The organism is Mycolicibacterium llatzerense (genome assembly GCF_000878195.1).
GTDB lineage: Bacteria > Actinomycetota > Actinomycetes > Mycobacteriales > Mycobacteriaceae > Mycobacterium > Mycobacterium llatzerense.
In genome coordinates this window covers 25,647-46,085 of record NZ_JXST01000048.1, presented here as the reverse complement: position 1 = coordinate 46,085, position 20,439 = coordinate 25,647, and the positions used below count along the sequence as shown (strand labels likewise).

At 67.5% G+C, this 20,439-nt stretch carries 22 protein-coding genes, 1 tRNA gene and 1 rRNA gene; 21 read left to right on the top strand and 3 right to left on the bottom strand.

The genetic code is table 11. The features are described from left to right. Positions 1-6 precede the first annotated feature (6 nt). The 7 genes from rrf to recN all read left to right on the top strand — a co-directional run bounded on the left by rrf (position 7) and on the right by recN (position 5,857). Positions 7-120 (top strand): 5S ribosomal RNA (gene rrf, locus TL10_RS25430). Between the two features lie 201 nt (positions 121-321). Further along, a complete protein-coding gene (locus TL10_RS25425; RefSeq protein ID WP_081936782.1) occupies positions 322-1,155 on the top strand; it encodes a tetratricopeptide repeat protein in 834 nt (277 codons plus the stop codon). Next, a complete protein-coding gene (locus TL10_RS25420) occupies positions 1,124-2,176 on the top strand; it encodes an HAD-IIA family hydrolase (RefSeq protein WP_043987850.1) in 1,053 nt (350 codons plus the stop codon). The genes TL10_RS25425 and TL10_RS25420 overlap by 32 nt, the downstream gene beginning before the upstream one ends. Positions 2,177-2,184: 8 nt before the next feature. Beyond that, a complete protein-coding gene (locus TL10_RS31490) occupies positions 2,185-2,355 on the top strand; it encodes a hypothetical protein (RefSeq protein WP_090562517.1) in 171 nt (56 codons plus the stop codon). A gap of 6 nt (positions 2,356-2,361) precedes the next feature. Then, positions 2,362-3,171 carry a TlyA family RNA methyltransferase gene (locus TL10_RS25410; protein ID WP_043398766.1) on the top strand — a complete coding sequence of 270 codons (810 nt, stop codon included), beginning with the start codon at positions 2,362-2,364 and terminating at the stop codon, positions 3,169-3,171. Continuing rightward, positions 3,168-4,091: an NAD kinase gene (locus TL10_RS25405; protein ID WP_043398765.1), complete on the top strand. Its 924-nt coding sequence runs from the start codon at positions 3,168-3,170 to the stop codon at positions 4,089-4,091. Before TL10_RS25410 ends, TL10_RS25405 begins: the two co-directional genes overlap by 4 nt. Next, the gene (gene recN, locus TL10_RS25400) at positions 4,091-5,857 is read left to right on the top strand and encodes a DNA repair protein RecN (RefSeq protein ID WP_043398763.1); all 1,767 of its coding nucleotides are present in this window, start codon (positions 4,091-4,093) and stop codon (positions 5,855-5,857) included. Before TL10_RS25405 ends, recN begins: the two co-directional genes overlap by 1 nt. Here recN and TL10_RS25395 read toward each other — a convergent pair whose 3' ends face one another. Both TL10_RS25395 and TL10_RS25390 read right to left on the bottom strand, forming a co-directional pair. Next, positions 5,858-6,745, bottom strand: a complete 888-nt coding sequence (locus TL10_RS25395; protein ID WP_043987846.1) for a pyridoxamine 5'-phosphate oxidase family protein — start codon at positions 6,743-6,745, stop codon at positions 5,858-5,860. Positions 6,746-6,753: 8 nt separating this feature from the next. Next, on the bottom strand, positions 6,754-7,215 hold the full coding sequence (locus tag TL10_RS25390) for a VOC family protein (RefSeq protein ID WP_043987845.1): 462 nt from the start codon (positions 7,213-7,215) through the stop codon (positions 6,754-6,756). A gap of 139 nt (positions 7,216-7,354) precedes the next feature. On the opposite strand from TL10_RS25390, the gene TL10_RS25385 reads away from it, so the two are divergent. The 7 genes from TL10_RS25385 to TL10_RS25355 all read left to right on the top strand — a co-directional run bounded on the left by TL10_RS25385 (position 7,355) and on the right by TL10_RS25355 (position 14,007). After that, positions 7,355-7,876 carry a CGNR zinc finger domain-containing protein gene (locus tag TL10_RS25385; RefSeq protein WP_043987844.1) on the top strand — a complete coding sequence of 174 codons (522 nt, stop codon included), beginning with the start codon at positions 7,355-7,357 and terminating at the stop codon, positions 7,874-7,876. Between the two features lie 100 nt (positions 7,877-7,976). Next, positions 7,977-9,161, top strand: a complete 1,185-nt coding sequence (gene steA / locus TL10_RS25380) for a putative cytokinetic ring protein SteA (protein ID WP_043398752.1) — start codon at positions 7,977-7,979, stop codon at positions 9,159-9,161. Between the two features lie 7 nt (positions 9,162-9,168). Beyond that, positions 9,169-10,110 carry a copper transporter gene (locus TL10_RS25375; RefSeq protein ID WP_043987843.1) on the top strand — a complete coding sequence of 314 codons (942 nt, stop codon included), beginning with the start codon at positions 9,169-9,171 and terminating at the stop codon, positions 10,108-10,110. Positions 10,111-10,246: 136 nt separating this feature from the next. Next, positions 10,247-12,013 (top strand): CTP synthase, encoded by a 1,767-nt coding sequence (locus tag TL10_RS25370; protein WP_043987842.1) that lies wholly within the window; start codon positions 10,247-10,249, stop codon positions 12,011-12,013. After that, entirely contained in the window at positions 12,006-12,620 is a 615-nt protein-coding gene (locus tag TL10_RS25365) for an NUDIX domain-containing protein (protein WP_043987841.1), read from the top strand. The genes TL10_RS25370 and TL10_RS25365 overlap by 8 nt, the downstream gene beginning before the upstream one ends. Further along, positions 12,620-13,597: a site-specific tyrosine recombinase XerD gene (gene xerD / locus TL10_RS25360; protein ID WP_043987840.1), complete on the top strand. Its 978-nt coding sequence runs from the start codon at positions 12,620-12,622 to the stop codon at positions 13,595-13,597. Before TL10_RS25365 ends, xerD begins: the two co-directional genes overlap by 1 nt. 32 nt (positions 13,598-13,629) lie before the next feature. Beyond that, the gene (locus tag TL10_RS25355) at positions 13,630-14,007 is read left to right on the top strand and encodes a DUF1622 domain-containing protein (protein WP_043987839.1); all 378 of its coding nucleotides are present in this window, start codon (positions 13,630-13,632) and stop codon (positions 14,005-14,007) included. On the opposite strand, the gene TL10_RS25350 is transcribed toward TL10_RS25355, so the two are convergent. Further along, positions 13,995-14,729 carry an O-methyltransferase gene (locus TL10_RS25350; RefSeq protein ID WP_043987838.1) on the bottom strand — a complete coding sequence of 245 codons (735 nt, stop codon included), beginning with the start codon at positions 14,727-14,729 and terminating at the stop codon, positions 13,995-13,997. The two genes, TL10_RS25355 and TL10_RS25350, sit on opposite strands and share 13 nt — an antisense overlap. Before the next feature lie 141 nt (positions 14,730-14,870). On the opposite strand from TL10_RS25350, the gene TL10_RS25345 reads away from it, so the two are divergent. The 7 genes from TL10_RS25345 (at position 14,871) to TL10_RS25315 (ending at position 20,369) form a co-directional block, all read left to right on the top strand. Next, a complete protein-coding gene (locus TL10_RS25345) occupies positions 14,871-15,770 on the top strand; it encodes a ParA family protein (RefSeq protein ID WP_043987837.1) in 900 nt (299 codons plus the stop codon). Further along, on the top strand, positions 15,767-16,633 hold the full coding sequence (locus TL10_RS25340) for a segregation/condensation protein A (RefSeq protein WP_043398732.1): 867 nt from the start codon (positions 15,767-15,769) through the stop codon (positions 16,631-16,633). Before TL10_RS25345 ends, TL10_RS25340 begins: the two co-directional genes overlap by 4 nt. Further along, on the top strand, positions 16,630-17,376 hold the full coding sequence (gene scpB / locus TL10_RS25335; protein ID WP_043398730.1) for an SMC-Scp complex subunit ScpB: 747 nt from the start codon (positions 16,630-16,632) through the stop codon (positions 17,374-17,376). The genes TL10_RS25340 and scpB overlap by 4 nt, the downstream gene beginning before the upstream one ends. Position 17,377: 1 nt before the next feature. Then, the gene (locus tag TL10_RS25330; protein WP_043398729.1) at positions 17,378-18,124 is read left to right on the top strand and encodes a pseudouridine synthase; all 747 of its coding nucleotides are present in this window, start codon (positions 17,378-17,380) and stop codon (positions 18,122-18,124) included. Further along, positions 18,121-18,807: a (d)CMP kinase gene (cmk, locus tag TL10_RS25325; protein WP_043987836.1), complete on the top strand. Its 687-nt coding sequence runs from the start codon at positions 18,121-18,123 to the stop codon at positions 18,805-18,807. The genes TL10_RS25330 and cmk overlap by 4 nt, the downstream gene beginning before the upstream one ends. Then, on the top strand, positions 18,804-20,207 hold the full coding sequence (der, locus tag TL10_RS25320; RefSeq protein WP_043987835.1) for a ribosome biogenesis GTPase Der: 1,404 nt from the start codon (positions 18,804-18,806) through the stop codon (positions 20,205-20,207). The genes cmk and der overlap by 4 nt, the downstream gene beginning before the upstream one ends. A gap of 88 nt (positions 20,208-20,295) precedes the next feature. Then, positions 20,296-20,369, top strand: a tRNA-Pro gene (locus TL10_RS25315). The last annotated feature ends 70 nt before the right edge of the window (positions 20,370-20,439 follow it).

Below are 20,439 nucleotides of genomic sequence, written 5' to 3'. Positions count from 1 at the left end.
TAGAGTTACGGCGGCAACAGCGGCAGGGAAACGCCCGGTCCCATCCCGAACCCGGAAGCTAAGCCTGCCAGCGCCGATGATACTGCCCTGCACGGGCGGAAAAGTAGGACACCGCCGAACACAAATTAGGAATCACCCCCCACATTTATGTGGGGGGTGATTCTATTTGAGGAATTTCTATTTCTCGGCTCGGAAATAGGCCCCGGACCGGCCGCCGATGGGTTCGGCGCCGGTGCGCGGATGGAGAGTTTCGCGGGCAAAGTTCGGCCAATGACATGTCGGGCCGTATTCTGACCTGAGATTTCGTAGGGAAAGGTTCCAGTGGTCGACAACAGGCAGGGCGACGATCGTCGCCCCTCGCGCAGAGACGACGGCGACGCACGGCGGGGACAGCGGCCTCAGCGTGACCGCACGCAGGCACCCCGGCGACCCGGCTCCGATCGGAACGGCCGGCCACCTCAGTTCCGTGATGCCGCGTCTTCGTCGGATCGGCCGGCTGGTCCCAGGCTGCCCGATGATGTCGAAGCCAAGCAGCTGTCGCCCGAGGTCCGTCGTGAGCTGACGACCCTCGACAAGGCGACTGCCGACTATGTGGCCAAGCACCTGGTCATGGCCGGCGATCTCATCGAAGAAGATCCTGAAGCAGCACTTGAGCATGCGCGGGCCGCGCGTGCTCGTGCTTCGCGCATCGCCGCAATCCGTGAAGCCGTCGGCATCGCGGCCTATTACTGCGGGGACTGGGCGCAGGCCCTGTCCGAGCTGCGCGCGGCGCGACGGATGGGGAGCAAGTCACCGCTGCTTGCCCTGATCGCCGACTGTGAGCGCGGCGTCGGCCGTCCGGAGCGCGCCATCGAGTTGGGCCGCAGTCCTGAGGCAGAGCAGCTCACCGGTGACGACGCCGACGAACTGAAGATCGTCCTGGCTGGTGCGCGGTGCGACCTGGGGCAGCCGGCTCAAGCGCTGGCGCTGCTGTCGAACCCGCCGCTGGATTCCACGCGCACGGGCCAGACCGCCGCGCGGCTGTTCTATGTGTACGCCGAGACGCTGCTCGCCCTCGACCGCACGAATGACGCACTCCAGTGGTTCCTTCATGCGGCTGCCGCTGACCTGGAAGGCGTCACCGATGCCGAGGACCGCGCCGCCGAATTGGGCTGACGTGACGACGCTGACACTGCTGCACGACTGTCTGCTCCTGGATCTCGACGGCACGGTCTTTCGCGGCCATGAGGCCACCGAAGGAGCTGTCGACGCGCTCGCCGCGGTCACGTCCCGCAAGCTCTACGTCACGAACAACGCCTCACGAAGCCCGGCGGAGGTGGCCGATCACCTCGACGCGCTCGGCTTCTCCGCGCATGCCGACGATGTGGTGACCAGCGCCCAGAGTGCGGCACACCTGTTGGCGCTGCAGCTTCCGCAGGGCGCGAAGGTTCTGGTCATCGGGACCGATGCGCTGGTGGCCGAGGTCGCTAACGTCGGGCTGCTTCCCGTGCGGCAATTCTCCGACGATCCCGTCGCTGTGGTGCAGGGACATTCGCCGCAGACCGGGTGGGCTGACCTCGCCGAAGCGGCCTTGACCATCCGGGCCGGCGGTCTGTGGGTGGCGGCCAACGTCGACAAGACGCTGCCGTCGGAACGTGGTCTGCTGCCGGGCAACGGATCCATGGTCGCTGCGCTGCAGACCGCCACCGAACAGGTGCCGCAGGTCGCCGGCAAGCCGCAGCCGACGTTGATGAACGACGCCCTGGCCCGCGGCCGGTACGAGACCCCACTGGTGGTAGGGGACCGGCTCGACACCGATATTTCGGGAGCCAACGCCGCCGGTCTGCCGAGCCTGATGGTGCTGACCGGCGTGAACACCGCAGCCGACATGGTGCACGCCATCCCCGCCGAGCGGCCCGATTATGTGGCGCCGGATCTGCGCTCGCTCGCAACTCCTGCGGACGTGCTGCGGATCGGACCGCACCCCGCGTGGCGGGTCGAGACGTCGGGTGATGATGTCACTGTGCACGCCACCGGCGAACCCATCGACGACGCACTGTCGGTGGTCCGGGCCACAGCAGTCGCGGTATGGGCCACATCCGCCAACGGCCGGGTGCGGATCACGGCCGCCGACGACACGGCTCGCGCCGCATTGGATCAGTGGTCGCTGCTCGACGGCACCGATCCGCTAGCGTGAACATCGCTATGAGTACCGATCCTGACCAGATCCGCGAAGACATCGCGGTCCTGCTGTCCCACCTCCCGGATCTGTCCGGTGAAGGTGACGAGACCCCGGACCTCGAAGCTGTCGCGGCGGGTTTGGACCACGCCCACAATCTGCTGGTCCGGGCCCTGGAATCGGTCGAGAAGGGGTGATCGCACGTGACGCGACGCGCACGTGTTGATGCTGAACTCGTCCGCCGGGGGCTCGCCCGGTCTCGTCAACAGGCTGCCGAACTGATCGAGGCCGGCCGCGTGACCATCGACGGGATGCGGGCGTCGAAAGCCTCGACCGCAGTCACGCCCGCGGCCAATCTCCTGGTCGCCGAATCTGCCGAACGCAGTTGGGTGTCCCGCGGTGCCCACAAGCTGATCGGTGCCCTCGATGCGTTCGGCGTATCGCCGGAGGGACGGCGCTGCCTGGACGCTGGGGCCTCCACCGGGGGTTTCACCGAGGTGCTGCTGGACCGTGGCGCGCGCGAGATCGTCGCCGCCGATGTCGGGTATGGCCAGTTGGCCTGGTCATTGCGGTCCGATGATCGGGTCATCGTCATGGAGCGGACGAACGTGCGGGAGCTGACGGCCGAGGCCATCGGCGGGCCGGTCGACCTGGTGGTGGCCGATCTGTCGTTCATCTCTCTGGCCACCGTCCTACCGGCACTGACCGCATGTGCGTCGGCCCAAGCCGATATCGTTCCCATGGTGAAGCCGCAGTTCGAGGTGGGCAAGGATCGAGTCGGAGCCGGTGGTGTGGTTTCCGACCCAGAATTGCGCGCCGATGCCGTGTTGACGGTGGCGCGGCGGGCCGCTGAACTCGGCTGGTACGCAGTCGACGTCACGGCCAGTCCGCTGCCTGGCCCGTCCGGCAACGTGGAATTCTTCCTGCGGCTGCGGGCCACCACTGATCAACCGCTCGAGGGTGAAGCGCTGGTCGCCGCCGTCGGCCGCGCTGTCGCCGAGGGGCCGCAGTGACGCGCGAACGCACCGTCTTGCTGGTGATCCACACCGGGCGCAACGAAGCCACGGAGACCGCGACCCGGGTGGAAAAGGTACTGGGGGACAACGGAATCGGCTTGCGCGTGCTCGCAGCTGAGGCCGTCGATCGCGGTGCCCTGCACCTGGCCCCGGACCACATGCGGGAACTCGGAGTCGACATCACGGTCGTCGATCCCGACCAACACGCGGCCGAGGGCTGCGAACTGGTCCTGGTGCTCGGTGGCGACGGCACCTTCCTGCGGGCCGCTGAACTGGCCCGCAATGCCGAAATCCCGGTGGTCGGGGTGAACCTGGGGCACATCGGCTTCCTGGCGGAAGCCGAGGCCGAGGCCATCGACCACGTCCTCGAGCGCATCATCGACAAGGACTACCGCGTCGAAGAGCGGATGACGCTCGACATCGGGGTCCGCGTCGACGGCGAGATCGTGCAGCGCGGCTGGGCCCTCAACGAGGCCAGCCTGGAGAAGAGCAGCCGGTTCGGTGTGCTGAGTGTGGTGCTGGAGGTCGACGGCCGGCCGGTCTCGGCGTTCGGCTGCGACGGTGTGCTGGTCTCCGCCCCCACCGGGTCGACGGCGTATGCCTTCTCCGCCGGCGGCCCGATTCTGTGGCCGGACCTGGAAGCAATCCTGGTGGTACCCAACAACGCTCACGCGCTGTTCGCCCGTCCCATGGTGACCAGCCCGGACGCTGCGATCGCGATCGAGGTCGAATCGGGCAACAATGACGCCATGGTGTTCTGCGACGGCCGTCGCCAGATGGTGGTCCCGGCCGGTGGCCGGCTGGAGGTCACCCGGTGTCACACGTCCCTGAAATGGGTTCGTCTCGACAGCGCCCCGTTCTCTGACCGTCTGGTGCGCAAATTCCGGTTGCCGGTGAAAGGGTGGCGCGGCCAGTAATGCTGACCGAGATTCGCATCGAGGCGCTGGGCGCCATCAGTGCGGCCACTGCCGAATTCGGGCGTGGCCTGACTGTGCTGACCGGGGAAACCGGTACTGGCAAGACCATGGTCGTGACGAGCCTGCATCTGCTGGGCGGTGCGCGGGCCGATGCCAGCCGGGTGCGCTCGGGCTCCGCTCGGGCGGTGGTCGAAGGGCGTTTCACCACAACAGAACTCGGTGACGGGGTCTCCGAGCGGGTCGACGGGATCCTGGAAGCCTCGGGCGCCGACCGGGACGACGACGGCAGCGTCATCGCCGCGCGGTCGGTCAGCAAGGACGGGCCGTCGCGCGCCTACCTGGGCGGCCGCAGTGTGCCGGCGAAGTCGCTGGCGACGTTCACCACCGAACTGCTCGCCCTGCACGGACAGAACGATCAGCTGCGCCTGATGCGCCCCGACGAGCAGCGCGGCGCGCTGGACCGCTACGTCGACGTGACCGGGCTGCTGGCCAAGTACCGCAAGTTGCGTGACGAATGGCTCACGGCACGTAGGGATTTGATCGACCGGCGCAACCGGGCGCGGGACCTCGCGTTGGAAGCCGACCGGCTGCAGTTCGGGCTGGGGGAGATCGACGCCGTCGCGCCGGAAGCGGGCGAGGACGACGCGCTGGTGGCTGATATCCGCCGGTTGTCCGAACTGGATGCGCTGCGCGACGCGGCGCAGACCGCACGCGCGGCACTGTCCGGGGAACTCGGTGACGGCCCGTCGGACGACGCCGCCTCCGCACTGGATTCCGCCGCGCAGGCCAAGTCGGCGTTGTCGGCGACGGACGACTCGGTGCTACGGGCCCTCGGCGACCGGCTGAGCGAGGCGCTCGCGGTGATCGGCGACGTGTCCGGTGAACTCGGTGACTACCTGTCCGAGTTGCCCAGTGACGCAAGCACTTTGGAATCCAAATTGGCCCGCCAGGGTGAGCTGCGCAACCTCACCCGCAAGTACGCCGCCGATATCGACGGGGTGCTGCAGTGGGCCGCCGACGCCCGGCAGCGGCTGTCACAGCTCGACGTCTCCGAAGGGGCCCTGGCTGAACTGCAGAAGCAGGTCGACGAACGGCACGACAAGGTCGTGCTGGCCGCCGCCGAGGTCACCAAGGCGCGAACCAAGGCATCGAAGTCCCTGGCCAAGGCGGTGACCACCGAGCTGGCGGGTCTGGCGATGGGCGGCGCCGGCTTCAGCATCGCGGTCTCGCCACTGGAGGCGCGTGCCGACGACAGCGCACCGCTGACCTTGCCGGACGGCACCGCGGTGCACGCCGGCCATGATGGCGTCGACGCCGTCGAGTTCGGTTTCACGCCGCACAGCGGTTCGGACGTGCTGCCGCTGGCCAAGAGCGCCTCGGGCGGTGAGTTGTCCCGCGTGATGCTGGCTCTCGAGGTCGTTTTGGTCGCATCGCGCGCGAATTCGATGGGCACCACCATGGTGTTCGACGAAGTCGACGCCGGTGTCGGTGGCCGCGCCGCCGTGCAGATCGGTAAGCGGCTGGCCCGGCTGGCCCGCACACACCAGGTCATCGTGGTGACGCACCTACCGCAGGTCGCCGCCTACGGTGACGTGCACCTGGTGGTGGAGAGCGGCCCGAAGTCGAGCCGCGTGGTCCGCCTGGAGGACGACGACCGGGTCGCCGAGTTGGCCCGCATGCTGGCCGGACTCGGCGACACCGACAGTGGCCGCGCGCACGCCCGCGAGCTGTTGGCGGCGGCCCAGCAGGAGCATGCCGCGCCCTAGTCAGTCAGGGTTCGCGGGTGACAGCTCTGCCTGGCCCCACCGCAGCGGGCTGACGTCGGTCAGCTCGATCACCTCATCGACAGTGAATTCCACTGAACATTGGGAGCCCGCGACGCCGCCGTCCCACACGATCTCGGCGGTGCCGGTGAGCTGGAGGGTGGTCCCGGTCTCCCAGTCCGGGATCAGCAAGCCGCAACGCGGGTTGGCGCTGATATTGCCCAGCGTCATGAACATCGAGTTCCCGCGATAGTCCGGCCACCGCAGCCGGTTCGGCGAAAGCACCTGCAGGAAGCCCGGATTGCCGCCGCGGTGCGAGGCGTCGGCGTTCCCCTCCGGATCGGCCGATCCGATGAAGAACGTGTCGGCGCGCGCGACGATCCGCTGTAACCGTTCGTCGAGCACGTCGGCGCGGCGAACGACCGCGGGAGATGCCACGTCGGCCACCTCGTCTACGTGCCTGCGCGCGATGTATTTCGGGCAGTTCGAGTACACCTGGTCGGGGTGGATACGCAGTCCGGTCGCGGCCGGTTGGACGCTGCCGTTCACCCGCATGCGGCGTCGGGTCTGCGGTTCGATCGCGATCATGCCGACCTGCCGGCCCGGCCGGCGCAGGACATCGTGCAGCGGGTCGCCGGGGACGGGGAGGGCCTCGACCGTGATGGTTTGGTCGTCTTCGGCGTGCACGAAGCCGGCGGGGCCGGTGACCAGGCTGGCCCACACCCGGCCGGCGTCGTCGGTCGCGGCGAGCACGATCATCGGCTGCTCGGACAGGAAGGCCGCCGCGGCGGCCGGAATCTCCGTACGGATCATCCGGCCGACGCGGGCGGCGATCTCCGCCTGTCCCATGCGCCGCTGCACTGCCAGCTCACCGGCGTGGTAGGCGTTCATGGCGCGGCTCAGAAGAATCCGCAGGTGGGGGCGGCGCCGCTCGGCGCCGGTGCGGTCTGCGCGCCATTCGGTGCGTAGATCTCCAGCCGGATGCCGTCGGGGTCGGTGAAGAAGATGCCGCCCGACGCCGCGCCTTCTCCGTGCGCCACCACACCGTCGTGGGCGAAGGTCACACCCAGCTCCTTGAGCGCGGCCTCCACGGTCTGAACCTGCTCGATGGTGTCGACCTGGAACGACAGGTGGTGCAGACCCGGGCTGTGGGTGGAGAACGCGCCGTCGCTCTGCTGCCACAAGGTCAGCCGCAGGGTGCCCTCGGAACCCAGGAAGGCGAAGCGGTGCTCGCCCTCGTCGCTGATGCCCAGCTGTTCGAAACCCAAAGCGCGGCGGTAGAAGTCGACGGATCGGGACAGGTCGGTGACGTTGAGTCCGACGTGTCCGGGGGCGAGTTTGGGTGTGATGGCGGTGGTCATCGGTTCCTCCGTTGTAACTAGTTAACTGACATTTGAAGGTTAGAATCGGTAGCGCAAGGTGTCAACCACCAAAATTGAAATAGATGGTTAGTGGACTGTCGGGAGGCTGTCGATGCAGGAGAGGCGGTTAATCTCAGCTATGCGTGATCCGCGCCCGCATGTCGGCGAACCCCTCGCGCTGGACCTGCTGAACACCCGCTGGATGTCGGCGGACGGGCCGCAGGATCTCCTGACCGATGTGGCGGGGCTCCGATGCTGGCTGGTCGCCAACGATCTCGACGACCGGTGCGGCGCCGACGAGAAAACCCGGGCGGCATTGGTGCGTGCCCGCGAGGCGATTCTGCAGGTGGTCACCGACGGTTCAGCTGATGAATTGAACGCAGTCCTGGACCACGGTCGTATCCGGCGCTTCCTCGCCGACCCCGGGCCGCAGGACGACGTGGAGGTGCCGCGATCTGAGTGGCTGCCCGGCTGGCTCGCCGCGGACAACCTGCTGCAACTGCTGGCCGAGTCGGCCGGGCGGATCAAGCAGTGCGCGCACCCGCATTGCGTCCTGTGGTTCTACGACACATCGAAGAACGGCACCCGGCGCTGGCACTCGATGACGACCTGTGGCAACCGCGCCAAGGCTGCTCGGCACTACGCGGCGAAGCGAGATTGAGACCAATTGGCTGTTACAGATGTGACAAAAGAAAACTTCTGAGGCTGATGTTACGGCGCGCCTCCACCTCTACTTGAGGGTTCATCGCCAGAATCGACGCATGAAGATGGCAGCGCTGCTCACCCGAAATGCCGGACCGAAGCCGGGCGTGACTGGAACCGCCCGCGTTGACCGCGACATCGATCGACTGCTGCGCCGCGTCGGTCCGGGGGACATCGTCATCCTCGATGCACTGGACCTCGACCGCATCACCGCCGACGCGCTGGTGGAGGCCGAGGTCGCCGCAGTGGTGAACGCATCGTCGTCCATCTCCGGCCGTTACCCGAACCTGGGCCCGGAAGTGCTTGTCGCCAACGGAGTTACGTTGATCGATGAGACCGGCCCCGAGGTCTTCAAGAAGGTCAAGGACGGCGCCAAGGTGCGGCTGCACAACGGCGGCATCTACAACGGCGACCGTCGCCTGGTCCTCGGCAACGAGCGCAGCGACGAGCAGATCCACGAGATGATGCACGAGGCCAAGAGCGGTCTCGTCGCGCACCTGGAGGCGTTCGCCGGCAACACCATCGAGTTCATCCGCAGCGAGAGCCCACTGCTGATCGACGGCATGGGCATCCCGGACATCGACGTCGACGTGGCCCGTCGCCACGTCGTGGTCGTGACCGACGACCCCAGTGCCGAAGCCGACCTCAAGGCCATCAAGCCGTTCATCAAGGAGTACCAGCCGGTGCTCGTTGGCGTCGGGGGCGGCGCGGACGTACTGCGCAAGGCCGGCTACCGGCCCGCGCTGATCGTCGGCGACCCCGAGGAGATGAGCGCCGACGTGTTGCGCTCCGGCGCCCAGGTGGTGCTGCCGGCCGACGCCGACGGTCACGCCAAAGGCCTTGAGCGCATTCAGGATCTGGGCGTGGGCGCCATGACCTTCCCGGCCGCCGGCTCGGCTGCGGACCTGGCGCTGCTGCTCGTCGACCACCACGGCGCCGCGCTGATCGTCACCGCCGGCCACCGCGCCAACATCGAAGAGTTCTTCGACCGCACCCGGCAGTCGAGCACGCCGTCGACGTTCCTGACCCGCCTGAAGGTGGGGGAGAAGCTGGTCGATGCGAAAGCCGTTGCGACGCTGTACCGCAGCCGGGTCTCCGGTGGCGCCATCGCGCTGCTGGTGCTGGCGATGCTGGTGGCCGTCATCGTCGCGCTGTACGTCGCGCGCGCCGACGCCACTGTCCTGCACCTGGTGACCGACTACTGGAACCGCTTCCTGCTGTGGGCTCAGGGTCTGGTGAGCTAGCCGCACGATGATTTCCCTACGCTCGCATGCGATCTCACTGGCCGCGGTGTTCCTGGCGCTGGCCATCGGGGTGATGCTCGGTTCCGGCCTGTTGTCCAACACGTTGTTGTCGGGATTGCGTGACGACAAACACGAGTTGCAGAACCAGATCAACACCCTGACCGACGACAAGAACGCGCTGAACCAGAAGCTCAGTGCGGCAGGCGAGTTCGATGCGCAGATGTCGCCGCGGATGGTGCGCGACGCGTTGGCGGGGAAGTCGGTCGTGGTGTTCCGCACCCCGGATGCCGTCTCTGATGACGTCGACGCGGCCACGAAACTGATTGCGGCCGCAGGTGGTTCGGTCACCGGGACCATCGCCCTGACTCAGCAGTTCGTGGACGCCAATGCCTCGGAGAAGCTGCTGTCGGTGGTGAACTCGCCGATCGTGCCGGCCGGGCGTCAGCTCAGCACCCGGACCGTCGACCAGGGTTCACAGGCCGGCGACCTGCTCGGTATCACCCTGCTGCGGGACCGCAACCCCGCGGTGCTGCCCGTCGACGACATGCAGCGCGACACCGTGCTGGCCACGCTGCGCGACACCGGGTTCATCACTTACGGCAACCAGCGCATCGGGGTCGCCGACAGTGCACTGATCGTCACCGGCGGCGCCCTGGGCGACGACGCCGGTAACCGCGGGGCCACGGTGGCCCGATTGGCCTCGGGCCTGGCGCCGCACGGTGCGGGCACGCTGGTGGCGGGCCGGGACGGCTGCGCCTCGGGTACCGCGGCGGTCGCAGTGGTGCGCTCTGACGCCGGGCTGTCCGGAGCGGTCGGGACCGTCGACGACATCAACAGCCAGGCCGGCCGCATCACCGCCGTCCTGGCGCTGCAGCAGCTCATCTCAGGCGGTCATCCGGCGCAGCTCGGCATCGGTCGCGGTGCCAGCTCGGTGACCGTCCTGCAGTAAACCGCCCAGCCGTGGCGACCATCACCGGCGCGTCAGCTTCGGCTCGCGCCGGTCGGTGATAGGGTGAAATTCCGTGGGTCGGCAGGCCCCCAGGTAGCTCGACCGCTACCGTGCCCCATCACCACGGAGGTCATTCTTGGCATCGCTACGCAGGCACCCACAGGCCGCGACGAAGCATATTTTTGTCAGCGGCGGGGTCGCTTCCTCGCTCGGTAAGGGTCTGACCGCCAGCAGTCTTGGCCAATTGCTCACCGCGCGTGGGTTGCACGTGACGATGCAGAAGCTGGACCCGTACCTCAACGTCGATCCCGGCACCATGAACCCGTTCCAGCACGGCGAGGTGTTCGTCACCGAGGACGGCGCCGAGACCGACCTGGACATCGGCCACTACGAGCGCTTCCTGGACCGCAACTTGTCCCGCTCGGCCAACGTCACCACCGGCCAGGTGTACTCCGAGGTCATCGCCAAGGAGCGCCGCGGCGACTACCTCGGTGACACCGTCCAGGTGATCCCGCACATCACCGACGAGATCAAGAGCCGCATCCTCGAGATGGCGCTGCCCGACGCCAAGGGCAAGCGCCCCGACGTGGTCATCACCGAAATCGGTGGCACCGTGGGCGATATCGAGTCGCAGCCGTTCCTCGAGGCGGCCCGCCAGGTCCGCCACGACGTCGGCCGGGAGAACGTCTTCTTCCTGCACGTGTCGCTGGTGCCGTACCTGGCGCCGTCGGGCGAGCTGAAGACCAAGCCCACCCAGCACTCGGTGGCCGCGCTGCGCAGCATCGGTATCACCCCGGATGCGCTGATCCTGCGCTGCGACCGTGACGTACCGGAGCCGCTGAAGAACAAGATCGCGCTGATGTGCGACGTGGACATCGACGGCGTCATCTCGACGCCGGATGCGCCGTCCATCTACGACATCCCCAAGGTGCTGCACCGCGAGGAGCTGGACGCCTACGTGGTGCGCCGGCTCAACCTGCCGTTCCGCGACGTGGACTGGTCCGAGTGGGACGACCTGCTGCGCCGGGTGCACGAGCCCAAGGAGACGGTGCGAATCGCCTTGGTGGGCAAGTACATCGACCTGTCCGACGCCTACCTCTCGGTGGCCGAGGCGCTGCGCGCCGGTGGGTTCGCCCACCACTCGAAGGTCGAGATCCGCTGGGTCGCCTCCGATGACTGCGAGACCGATCAGGGTGCGGCTGCCGCGCTCGGTGACGTGCACGGTGTCCTGATCCCGGGTGGCTTCGGTATCCGCGGTATCGAGGGCAAGCTCGGCGCGATCAGCTACGCCCGTCGCCAGCGGCTGCCGCTGCTGGGCCTGTGCCTCGGCTTGCAGTGCATCGTCATCGAAGCCGCCCGGTCCGTGGGCATCAGCGGCGCCAACTCGGCGGAGTTCGACGAGCACACGCCGGACCCGGTGATCGCCACCATGGCCGACCAGCGCGACGCGGTCGCCGGCGAGGCCGACCTGGGCGGCACCATGCGCCTCGGTGCCTACCCGGCCGTGCTGCAGGCGGATTCGATCGTGGCTAAGGCGTACGACGCCACCGAGGTGTCCGAACGCCACCGGCACCGCTACGAGGTGAACAACGCCTACCGCGACCGCATTTCCGAGAGCGGGCTGAAGTTCTCCGGCACCTCGCCAGACGGACAGCTGGTCGAGTTCGTCGAGTACGACGCCAGCCTGCACCCGTTCCTGGTCGGCACCCAGGCGCACCCGGAGCTCAAGAGCCGCCCGACGCGTCCGCATCCGCTGTTCTCCGCGTTCGTCGGGGCGTCGCTGGACTACAAGGCCGCCGAGCGGCTGCCGCTGGAAGAGGCCGACTCGGAGGTGCACGGCAACGGATCACATGCGGAGGGTTCGGACGATGACGCCGAGCAGCTGCAAGAATCCCGTGGCTGAGCACGATTTCGCCACGCTTTCGAGCGAAACTGTTTACGTAGGAAAGATTTTCGCGCTGCGGGCCGACGAGGTCACGATGCCCGGTGGTGGCTCGGCACGCCGTGAGGTGGTCGAGCACTACGGGGCGGTCGCGATCGTCGCGCTCGACGAGGACGGGAACCTGGTACTCGTGTACCAGTACCGGCACCCGATCGGGCGGCGGCTGTGGGAGCTGCCCGCCGGGCTGCTGGACATGGGCGACGAGCCGCCGCACCTCACCGCGGCCCGCGAACTCGAAGAGGAAACCGGCCTGGCCGCCGAACACTGGCAGCCGCTGATCGACGTCGACTCGGCGCCCGGATTCAGCGACGAGAGTGTGCGCATCTTCCTGGCGACCGGGCTGACCGAGATCGGCCGTCCGGACGCGCACGACGAGGAAGCCGACCTGGTGGTCAAGCGGGTTCCACTGGCCGATGCGGTGCGGATGGTGTTCGACGGCGAGATCGTCAATGCCCTTGCGGTGGCCGGGATTCTGGCCGCCGCTCATCGGCCGGCCGAGCTGCGCCCGCTCGACGCGCCCTGGATCGACCGGCCGACCGCGCTGCGCACCCGGCGGGATCAGGACTGATGACCGGGGCGGTTTCGGCCACTTCCGCCCCTGCGGGGGTCCGTTCGCGACTGGAACAGCAGGTCCAGGGCTACCTGAACCACCTCAGCATCGAGCGGGGCGTCGCGGCCAACACCCTGAGCTCCTACCGGCGTGACATCCGGCGGTACACCGCCCACCTGGCCGGCCGCGGCATCGACGATCTGGGCGCGGTCACCGAGACCGACGTCAGCGAGTTCCTGGTCGCGCTGCGGCAGGGCGATCCGGAGAACGGCGTCGTCGCGTTGTCGTCGGTCTCTGCCGCGCGGGCCGTCATCGCGGTGCGCGGGCTGCACAAGTTCGCTGCCGCCGAAGGCCTCACCGACATCGACGTCGCGCGCGGCGTGAAACCGCCGACACCGGGCAGACGACTGCCCAAGAGCCTCAGCTACGACGACGTGCTGGCCCTGCTGGACGGTGCGGGCGGCGACAGTGACGCCGACAACCCGCTGACCCTGCGCAACCGCGCGCTGCTGGAACTGCTGTATTCGACCGGAGCGCGCATTTCTGAGGCGGTCGGCCTCGATCGCGACGACGTCGATACCGAGTCGCGTTCGGTGATGCTGCACGGCAAGGGTGGCAAGCAGCGGCTGGTGCCGATCGGCCGGCCCGCTGTCACGGCGCTGGACGCCTACCTGGTGCGGGGCCGTCCCGACCTGGCGCGCCGCGGCAAGGGCACGCCCGCGATCTTCCTCAATGCGCGCGGCGGCCGGTTGTCCCGGCAGAGCGCCTGGCAGGTGCTGCAGGATTCGGCCGAGCGAGCCGGCATCACCGCCGCGGTCTCGCCACACACGCTGCGCCACTCGTTCGCCACGCACCTGCTCGAAGGCGGCGCCGATGTGCGCGTCGTGCAGGAATTGCTCGGCCACGCGTCGGTCACCACGACGCAGATCTACACCCTGGTGACGGTCAGCGCGCTGCGCGAAGTGTGGGCCGGGGCGCACCCGCGCGCCAGATAAGGATGACGATCGGCCGGCGTTAGCATCCGGTGATGGCCTTCTACGAGATCATCGAGACGACCGGCAAGGTGATCGATGCTGTCGGTGTCGCGGTGATCGTGGGTGGTGCCGTGATCGCCCTGCCGGCAATGATTGTCAGGTTGCGCGGCACCAAGGGCGGATCGGCGGGCGGCGCCTACGACGCATTCCGTCGGCAGCTCGGCCGCTCGATCCTGCTCGGCCTCGAATTCCTGGTCGCGGCCGACATCATCCGGACGGTGGCCGTCACCCCGACCGCGCAGAGCGTCGCGGTACTGGCCGGCATTGTCGCCATCCGGACCTTCCTGAGCTTCTCGCTGCAGGTCGAGATGACCGGCTCGTGGCCGTGGCAGCGTCCGGCCCGGCCGCTGGGCGGCAGTCAGCCCAAGTAGTCCGATTCGAGCACCAGGTCGGTCAGCAGGTTCTGATACTCGACATGGGTCGAGTGCTCCACGGTGTTCCAGGTCTTGCCCTGCTGCTCTTTCATGTACGCCCGGTACTTGGGCGAACCGGGCACCTTCACGTTGTCGGCGACCGCGATGGCGCCGCGCCGCAGCCAGCCGCGCTTCATGACCGACTCGAGGTCGTCGAGGTAGACGTCCTTGTTGTGGTCGATGAACATGAAATCGAGATTGCCCGGCCCGAACCCGTAACCGGCCAGCTTGTCCAGGGTGGCGCCGTCGTCGCCGATGGTGCCGACCACGCAGGTGATCCGGTCGGCGACGCCGGCGTGGGTCCAGATGCGGCGCGCCACCTCGGCGTTGTCCGTCGACAATTCCACCGTGTAGATGTGCGCTTCCGGGGCGGTGCGGGCCATCAGGAGAGCGCTGTAGCCACAGTAGGTGCCCAGCTCCAGGACTCGCTCGGGGTTGGCGCGGGTCACCGCAGACTCCAGGAGTTGTCCTTTTTCGTCGCCGACATTGACCAGCATCGACTGCTCACGGGCGAACTTGTCGATGGTCGCGAGGACATCATCGACGTCGCCGGGGCGGGCATTTGCTTCCACGTACGCTGCCGCAGCGGCCTCCCGGCCGTCGCCGAATTGTCCTGTCTGGATGAACTTGCGCATCCCCAGCGCCATCTGCACGAACGACCACCGCTGCTTCCAGCTCATAGTTGACACACTAGGACAGCGGGTCTGCCGTCGTCAGCGGCGTGGCACCGTTAAACTTGCCCGGATGTTCGCTATGGGAGTCACGCCGCTGATCGGCGACGCATGACCGACGTCCCAACAGGCTTGGGGGGTCTGAGCCCGATGGAACCGGTTTCGTTGTCGCTTGATGTCGATGGCTCGGCCACGCCCGCAGATCCGGAACCCGCGATCGGTCTGACCGGACGTCCCGCCCGATACATCCCGGAGCCCAAACCCAAGAGCGTGCACGGCCCGGCCAAGGTCATCGCGATGTGCAACCAGAAGGGCGGCGTCGGTAAGACCACGTCGACCATCAATCTGGGTGCCAGCCTGGCCGAATACGGCCGCCGGGTGCTGCTGGTCGACCTCGATCCGCAGGGTGCGCTGTCCGCCGGTCTCGGTGTCCCGCACTACGAGCTCGAGCACACCGTGCACAACCTGCTCATCGAACCGCGGGTCTCGATCGACGACGTGCTGATCAACACCCGGGTCAAGGGCCTGGACCTGGTGCCCAGCAATATCGACCTGTCCGCCGCCGAGATTCAGCTGGTCAACGAGGTCGGCCGCGAGCAGACGCTGTCCCGCGCGCTGTATCCCGTGCTGGACCGCTACGACTACGTGCTGATCGACTGCCAGCCGTCCCTGGGACTGCTCACGGTCAACGGTCTGGCCTGCGCCGACGGGGTCATCATCCCGACCGAATGCGAGTTCTTCTCGCTGCGCGGCCTGGCGTTGCTGACCGACACCGTCGACAAGGTCCGCGACCGGCTGAACCCCAAACTCGATATCAGCGGCATCCTGATCACCCGGTACGACAACCGCACCGTCAACGCGCGTGAGGTCATGGCCCGCGTCGTGGAGCGCTTCGGCGATCTGGTGTTCGACACCGTCATCAGCCGGACCGTGCGCTTCCCGGAGACCAGCGTCGCCGGCGAACCGATCACCACCTGGGCCCCGAAATCCGGTGGTGCCCAGGCGTACCGGGCATTGGCGTCTGAGGTCATCGACCGGTTCGGCGCGTGATTTCGGACGTCGTCTCTGATGTTGCCGGGGACGCGGCGCCGGCGGATCCGGCGCCCGACCAGCCGGAGGAGAAGAAGGTCGGATTCCAGGTCAAGCTCACCAACTTCGAGGGCCCGTTCGACCTGCTGCTGCAGCTGATCTTCGCGCACCGGTTGGACGTCACCGAAGTGGCGCTGCACCGGGTCACCGATGAGTTCATTGCGTACACCAAGGAGATCGGCAGCCAGCTGGAGCTGGACGAGACGACCGCGTTTCTGGTGGTCGCGGCGACGCTCCTGGATCTGAAGGCCGCCCGGCTGCTGCCCGCCGCCGAGGTCCACGACGAGGAAGACCTGGCGCTGCTGGAAGTCCGCGACCTGCTGTTCGCGCGGCTGCTGCAGTACCGCGCGTTCAAGCACGTCGCCTTGATGTTCGCCGAACTCGAAGCCGCGGCCATGCGCAGCTACCCGCGCGCGGTCACTCTCGAGGACCGGTTCACCGAGCTGCTGCCCGAGGTGATGCTGGGCGTCGACGCCGATCGGTTCGCGCAGATCGCGGCGACCGCGTTCACGCCACGTCCGGTGCCGTCGCTGCGGGTCGATCACCTGCACGTGCAGGCGGTTTCGGTACCCGAGCAGGCGATGAAACTCATGGGCCTGCTGCAGAATCGCGGCGTCGGGGAGTGGGCGTCGTTCACCGAACTGGTCGCCGACTGCGACGGCGGGATGGAGATCGTCGGGCGGTTCCTGGCGCTATTAGAGCTCTACCGTGCCAAGGCGGTAAACTTCGAGCAGATTGAACCGCTTGGAGTGCTGCAAGTTTCGTGGACCGGGGAGCGGCCGACGAACGAGCATCTGGCAGCGGCGGTGGAAGAAGACTCATGACAGACAACGACGCGGTGATTACCGCGGATAGCAGCGTGGGCGAGGACGTCGACCCTGTCGCCGGTGTGACCGACGAAGCCGCCGGCACTGAAGGTGACGCACTCGACACCGAGATCACCGATGACGAACTGGGCTCGGCTCTGGAGGCCTTGCTTCTGGTGGTCGACACCCCGGCCCCGGTGGATTCTCTGGCGTCCGCACTGGACGAGCCGATCGAGCGGGTTGAGGACAAGCTGCGCCGGATGGCTGCGGAGCTGGCCGAGCGCGGCAGCGGCATCGACCTGCGCGAAGCCGGTGGCGGCTGGCGGATGTACACCCGCGCCCGGTACGCGCCGTATGTCGAGCGACTGATTCTCGACGGCTCGCGGTCGAAGCTGACCCGAGCGGCGCTGGAGACGCTCGCGGTGGTTGCCTATCGGCAGCCGGTGACCCGCGCCCGGGTGAGTGCGGTGCGTGGCGTCAACGTCGACGCCGTGATGCGGACCCTCGCCGCCCGCGGGCTGATCATCGAAGCCGGTACCGATTCCGATAGTGGTGCAACAACTTTCGCAACCACGGAGCTTTTCCTGGAGCGGCTCGGACTCAACTCGCTGGCCGAGCTGCCGGAACTCGCCCCGCTGTTGCCGGATGTCGACGTCATCGACGACATCACTGAAACCCTCTCTGAGGAACCGCGTTTCGCCAAACTCGGCGGAACCCCTGCGCCGGCGGAGCCGGCCAAATTCGACGTAGATCGGGACTGACATGGTGGCCAACGAAGAAGGCGTGCGACTGCAGAAGGTGCTGTCGCAGGCGGGAGTTGCCTCTCGGCGCGTCGCCGAGCGGATGATCATGGACGGCCGGGTGGAGGTCGACGGCCAGATCGTCACCGAACTCGGTACCCGCGTTCACCCCGATCGGCAGGTGGTCCGCGTGGACGGCAGCCGGGTGCTCGTCGACGAGGACTTGGTGTACCTCGCGCTGAACAAGCCAAAGGGCATGCACTCCACCATGTCTGACGATCAGGGCCGGCCGTGCATCGGTGATCTGGTCGAGCACCGGGTGCGTGGCAACAAGAAGCTCTTCCACGTCGGCCGGCTCGACGCCGAGACCGAGGGACTGATCCTGCTGACCAACGACGGTGAACTGGCGCACCGCTTGATGCACCCGCGGTACGAGGTGCCCAAGACATACCTCGCCACCGTGCAGGGCACCGTGCCGCGCGGGATGGGCAAGAAGATGCGCGAGGGCGTGGAGCTGGAAGACGGACCTGTCCACGTCGATGAATTCGTGGTGGTCGACATGGCCGCCGGCAAGACTCTGGTGAAAATCGTTCTGCACGAGGGGCGCAATCGCATCGTGCGTCGGTTGATGGCCGAGGTCGGGTTCCCGGTCAAGGAACTGGTGCGCACGCACATCGGCACGGTGTCGCTGGGGGAGCAGCGGGTCAACAGCCTGCGGGCGTTGACGCGCAAGGAAGTTGGCGAGCTGTACCAGGCGGTGGAACTGTGAACGGCGCCATCGTCATTGCGATCGACGGTCCGGCGGGTACCGGAAAGTCCTCGGTGTCAACGGGTTTGGCGCACGCACTCGGTGCCAACCACATCAACACCGGGGCGATGTACCGGATCGTGACGCTGGCGGTGCTACGGGCGGGGATCGACCCCGCCGACGCCGATGCCGTCGTCTCGGTGTGTGAGCAGACCGACTTCTCCGTCAGCTTCGACCCGGACCACGACACGTCGTACCTTGCGGGCGAAGACGTTTCGGACGAGATTCGCGGTGAGGCGGTCACCCTTGCCGTGTCGGCCGTGTCGGCGATTCCGGCCGTGCGGACCCTGCTGGTGCAGCGGCAGCGTGAGCTCATCGCGGAGGCCGGCTCGGTCGTCGTCGAGGGCCGTGACATCGGCACCGTGGTGAAGCCGGACGCCGATCTCAAGATCTTCCTGACCGCCTCAGCCGAGGAGCGCGCCCGTCGGCGCAATGCGCAGAACGTCGCAAATGGCTTGGGCGACAACTACGAAGCGGTGCTGGCCGATGTGCAGCGCCGGGACCATCTGGACTCCACCCGCGCGGTTTCGCCGCTGCAGGCCGCCGATGATGCGGTCGTGGTCGATTCCAGCGATATGACCCAGGCTGGTGTGGTGGCACATCTGCTGGATCTCGTGCAGCAGAAGGTAGGTGTGCGTCAATGAGCGACGACGGAGTTTGGTTCGACGAAGGCGACTGGGAGATCGGCGCGGAGGGATTCGAGGCCGAGCTCGACGAGTACGCGGGACCGCCCCCGGTGGTGGCCGTCGTCGGGCGGCCCAATGTCGGCAAATCGACTCTGGTGAACCGCATTCTGGGCCGTCGTGAAGCGGTGGTCCAGGACATCCCCGGCGTGACTCGGGACCGCGTGTCGTACGACGCGCAATGGGTCGGGCGCCGGTTCGTGGTGCAGGACACCGGCGGCTGGGAACCCGACGCCAAGGGTCTGCAGATGCTGGTCGCCGAGCAGGCCACCGTCGCCATGCGCACCGCCGACGCGATCATCCTGGTGGTCGACGCGGTGGTCGGAGCGACCGCGGCCGACGAGGCCGCGGCCAAGCGGCTGCAGCGCTCCGGCAAGCCGGTGTTCCTGGCGGCCAACAAGGTTGACAACGAGAAGGTGGAGTCCGAGGCCGCGGCGCTGTGGTCGCTGGGGCTGGGCCAGCCGTATTCGATCAGTGCGATGCACGGACGCGGTGTGGCCGACCTGCTCGATGCGGTGCTCGAGGTGCTGCCGACCCTGTCCGAAATGAGTGGCGGGACAGGCGGTCCGCGCCGCGTCGCGCTGGTCGGCAAGCCCAACGTCGGCAAGAGCTCGCTGCTGAACAAGCTGTCCGGTGACGAGCGATCCGTCGTGCATGACGTCGCCGGTACCACCGTGGACCCGGTCGACTCGCTGATCGAATTGGACGGCAAGACTTGGCGTTTCGTCGACACGGCCGGTCTGCGCCGTAAGGTCGGCCAGGCCAGCGGTCATGAGTTCTATGCCTCGGTGCGCACGCACGGCGCGATCGACGCCGCCGAAGTCGCGGTCATGCTGATCGACGCCTCCCAGACGCTGTCCGAGCAGGACCTGCGGGTGCTGTCGATGGTGATCGAGGCCGGGCGCGCGTTGGTCATCGCGTTCAACAAGTGGGACCTGGTCGATGAGGACCGGCGCTACTTGCTGGACAAGGAGATCGAACGCGAATTGGTGCAGGTGCAATGGGCGCCGCGCGTCAACATTTCCGCGAAAACCGGTCGGGCCGTGCAGAAGTTGGTGCCGGCGCTGGAGTCCGCGCTGGCATCGTGGGACGCGCGCATCTCGACCGGACGGCTCAACGCGTTCCTCAAGGAGATCGTCGCCGCGACGCCGCCGCCGGTGCGCGGTGGCAAGCAGCCACGCATCCTGTTCGCCACGCAGGCGGCCTCGCGGCCGCCGACCTTCGTGCTGTTCACCACGGGCTTCCTGGAGGCCGGTTACCGCCGGTTCCTGGAGCGCCGGCTGCGTGAAGAGTTCGGTTTCGAGGGTAGCCCGATCAAGATCAATGTGCGGGTGCGGGAGAAGCGCGGCGTCAAGCGCTGACCGTCGACGCGCCGCCGGACCCGTTTAGGGTCCGGCGGAAGGTCTGAGGTAGGCTTTCCAACCGTTGCCGGTTCGTCCGGTAGCGCCGCGGGCTGTGGCGCAGCTTGGTAGCGCACTTGACTGGGGGTCAAGTGGTCGCAGGTTCAAATCCTGTCAGCCCGACAAAGTTTGTACAGGTCAAAGGCCTCGCGGTGGCTTGGATGGCGCCGTCTTACTGTCGCACCCACCCGAG

What these genes read in the sequence shown, in the direction of transcription:
- TL10_RS25395 (WP_043987846.1), bottom strand. Translation starts at nt 6,745, where the DNA reads ATGAACGCCTACCACGCCGGTGAGCTGGCAGTGCAGCGGCGCATGGGA.
- TL10_RS25420 (WP_043987850.1), top strand. Translation starts at nt 1,124, where the DNA reads ATGCCGAGGACCGCGCCGCCGAATTGGGCTGACGTGACGACGCTGACA.
- TL10_RS25345 (WP_043987837.1), top strand. Translation starts at nt 14,871, where the DNA reads ATGGAACCGGTTTCGTTGTCGCTTGATGTCGATGGCTCGGCCACGCCC.
- TL10_RS25350 (WP_043987838.1), bottom strand. Translation starts at nt 14,729, where the DNA reads ATGAGCTGGAAGCAGCGGTGGTCGTTCGTGCAGATGGCGCTGGGGATG.
- TL10_RS25390 (WP_043987845.1), bottom strand. Translation starts at nt 7,215, where the DNA reads ATGACCACCGCCATCACACCCAAACTCGCCCCCGGACACGTCGGACTC.
- scpB (WP_043398730.1), top strand. Translation starts at nt 16,630, where the DNA reads ATGACAGACAACGACGCGGTGATTACCGCGGATAGCAGCGTGGGCGAG.
- xerD (WP_043987840.1), top strand. Translation starts at nt 12,620, where the DNA reads ATGACCGGGGCGGTTTCGGCCACTTCCGCCCCTGCGGGGGTCCGTTCG.
- TL10_RS25385 (WP_043987844.1), top strand. Translation starts at nt 7,355, where the DNA reads ATGCGTGATCCGCGCCCGCATGTCGGCGAACCCCTCGCGCTGGACCTG.
- recN (WP_043398763.1), top strand. Translation starts at nt 4,091, where the DNA reads ATGCTGACCGAGATTCGCATCGAGGCGCTGGGCGCCATCAGTGCGGCC.
- TL10_RS25375 (WP_043987843.1), top strand. Translation starts at nt 9,169, where the DNA reads ATGATTTCCCTACGCTCGCATGCGATCTCACTGGCCGCGGTGTTCCTG.
- TL10_RS25355 (WP_043987839.1), top strand. Translation starts at nt 13,630, where the DNA reads ATGGCCTTCTACGAGATCATCGAGACGACCGGCAAGGTGATCGATGCT.
- der (WP_043987835.1), top strand. Translation starts at nt 18,804, where the DNA reads ATGAGCGACGACGGAGTTTGGTTCGACGAAGGCGACTGGGAGATCGGC.
- TL10_RS31490 (WP_090562517.1), top strand. Translation starts at nt 2,185, where the DNA reads ATGAGTACCGATCCTGACCAGATCCGCGAAGACATCGCGGTCCTGCTG.
- TL10_RS25330 (WP_043398729.1), top strand. Translation starts at nt 17,378, where the DNA reads ATGGTGGCCAACGAAGAAGGCGTGCGACTGCAGAAGGTGCTGTCGCAG.
- steA (WP_043398752.1), top strand. Translation starts at nt 7,977, where the DNA reads ATGAAGATGGCAGCGCTGCTCACCCGAAATGCCGGACCGAAGCCGGGC.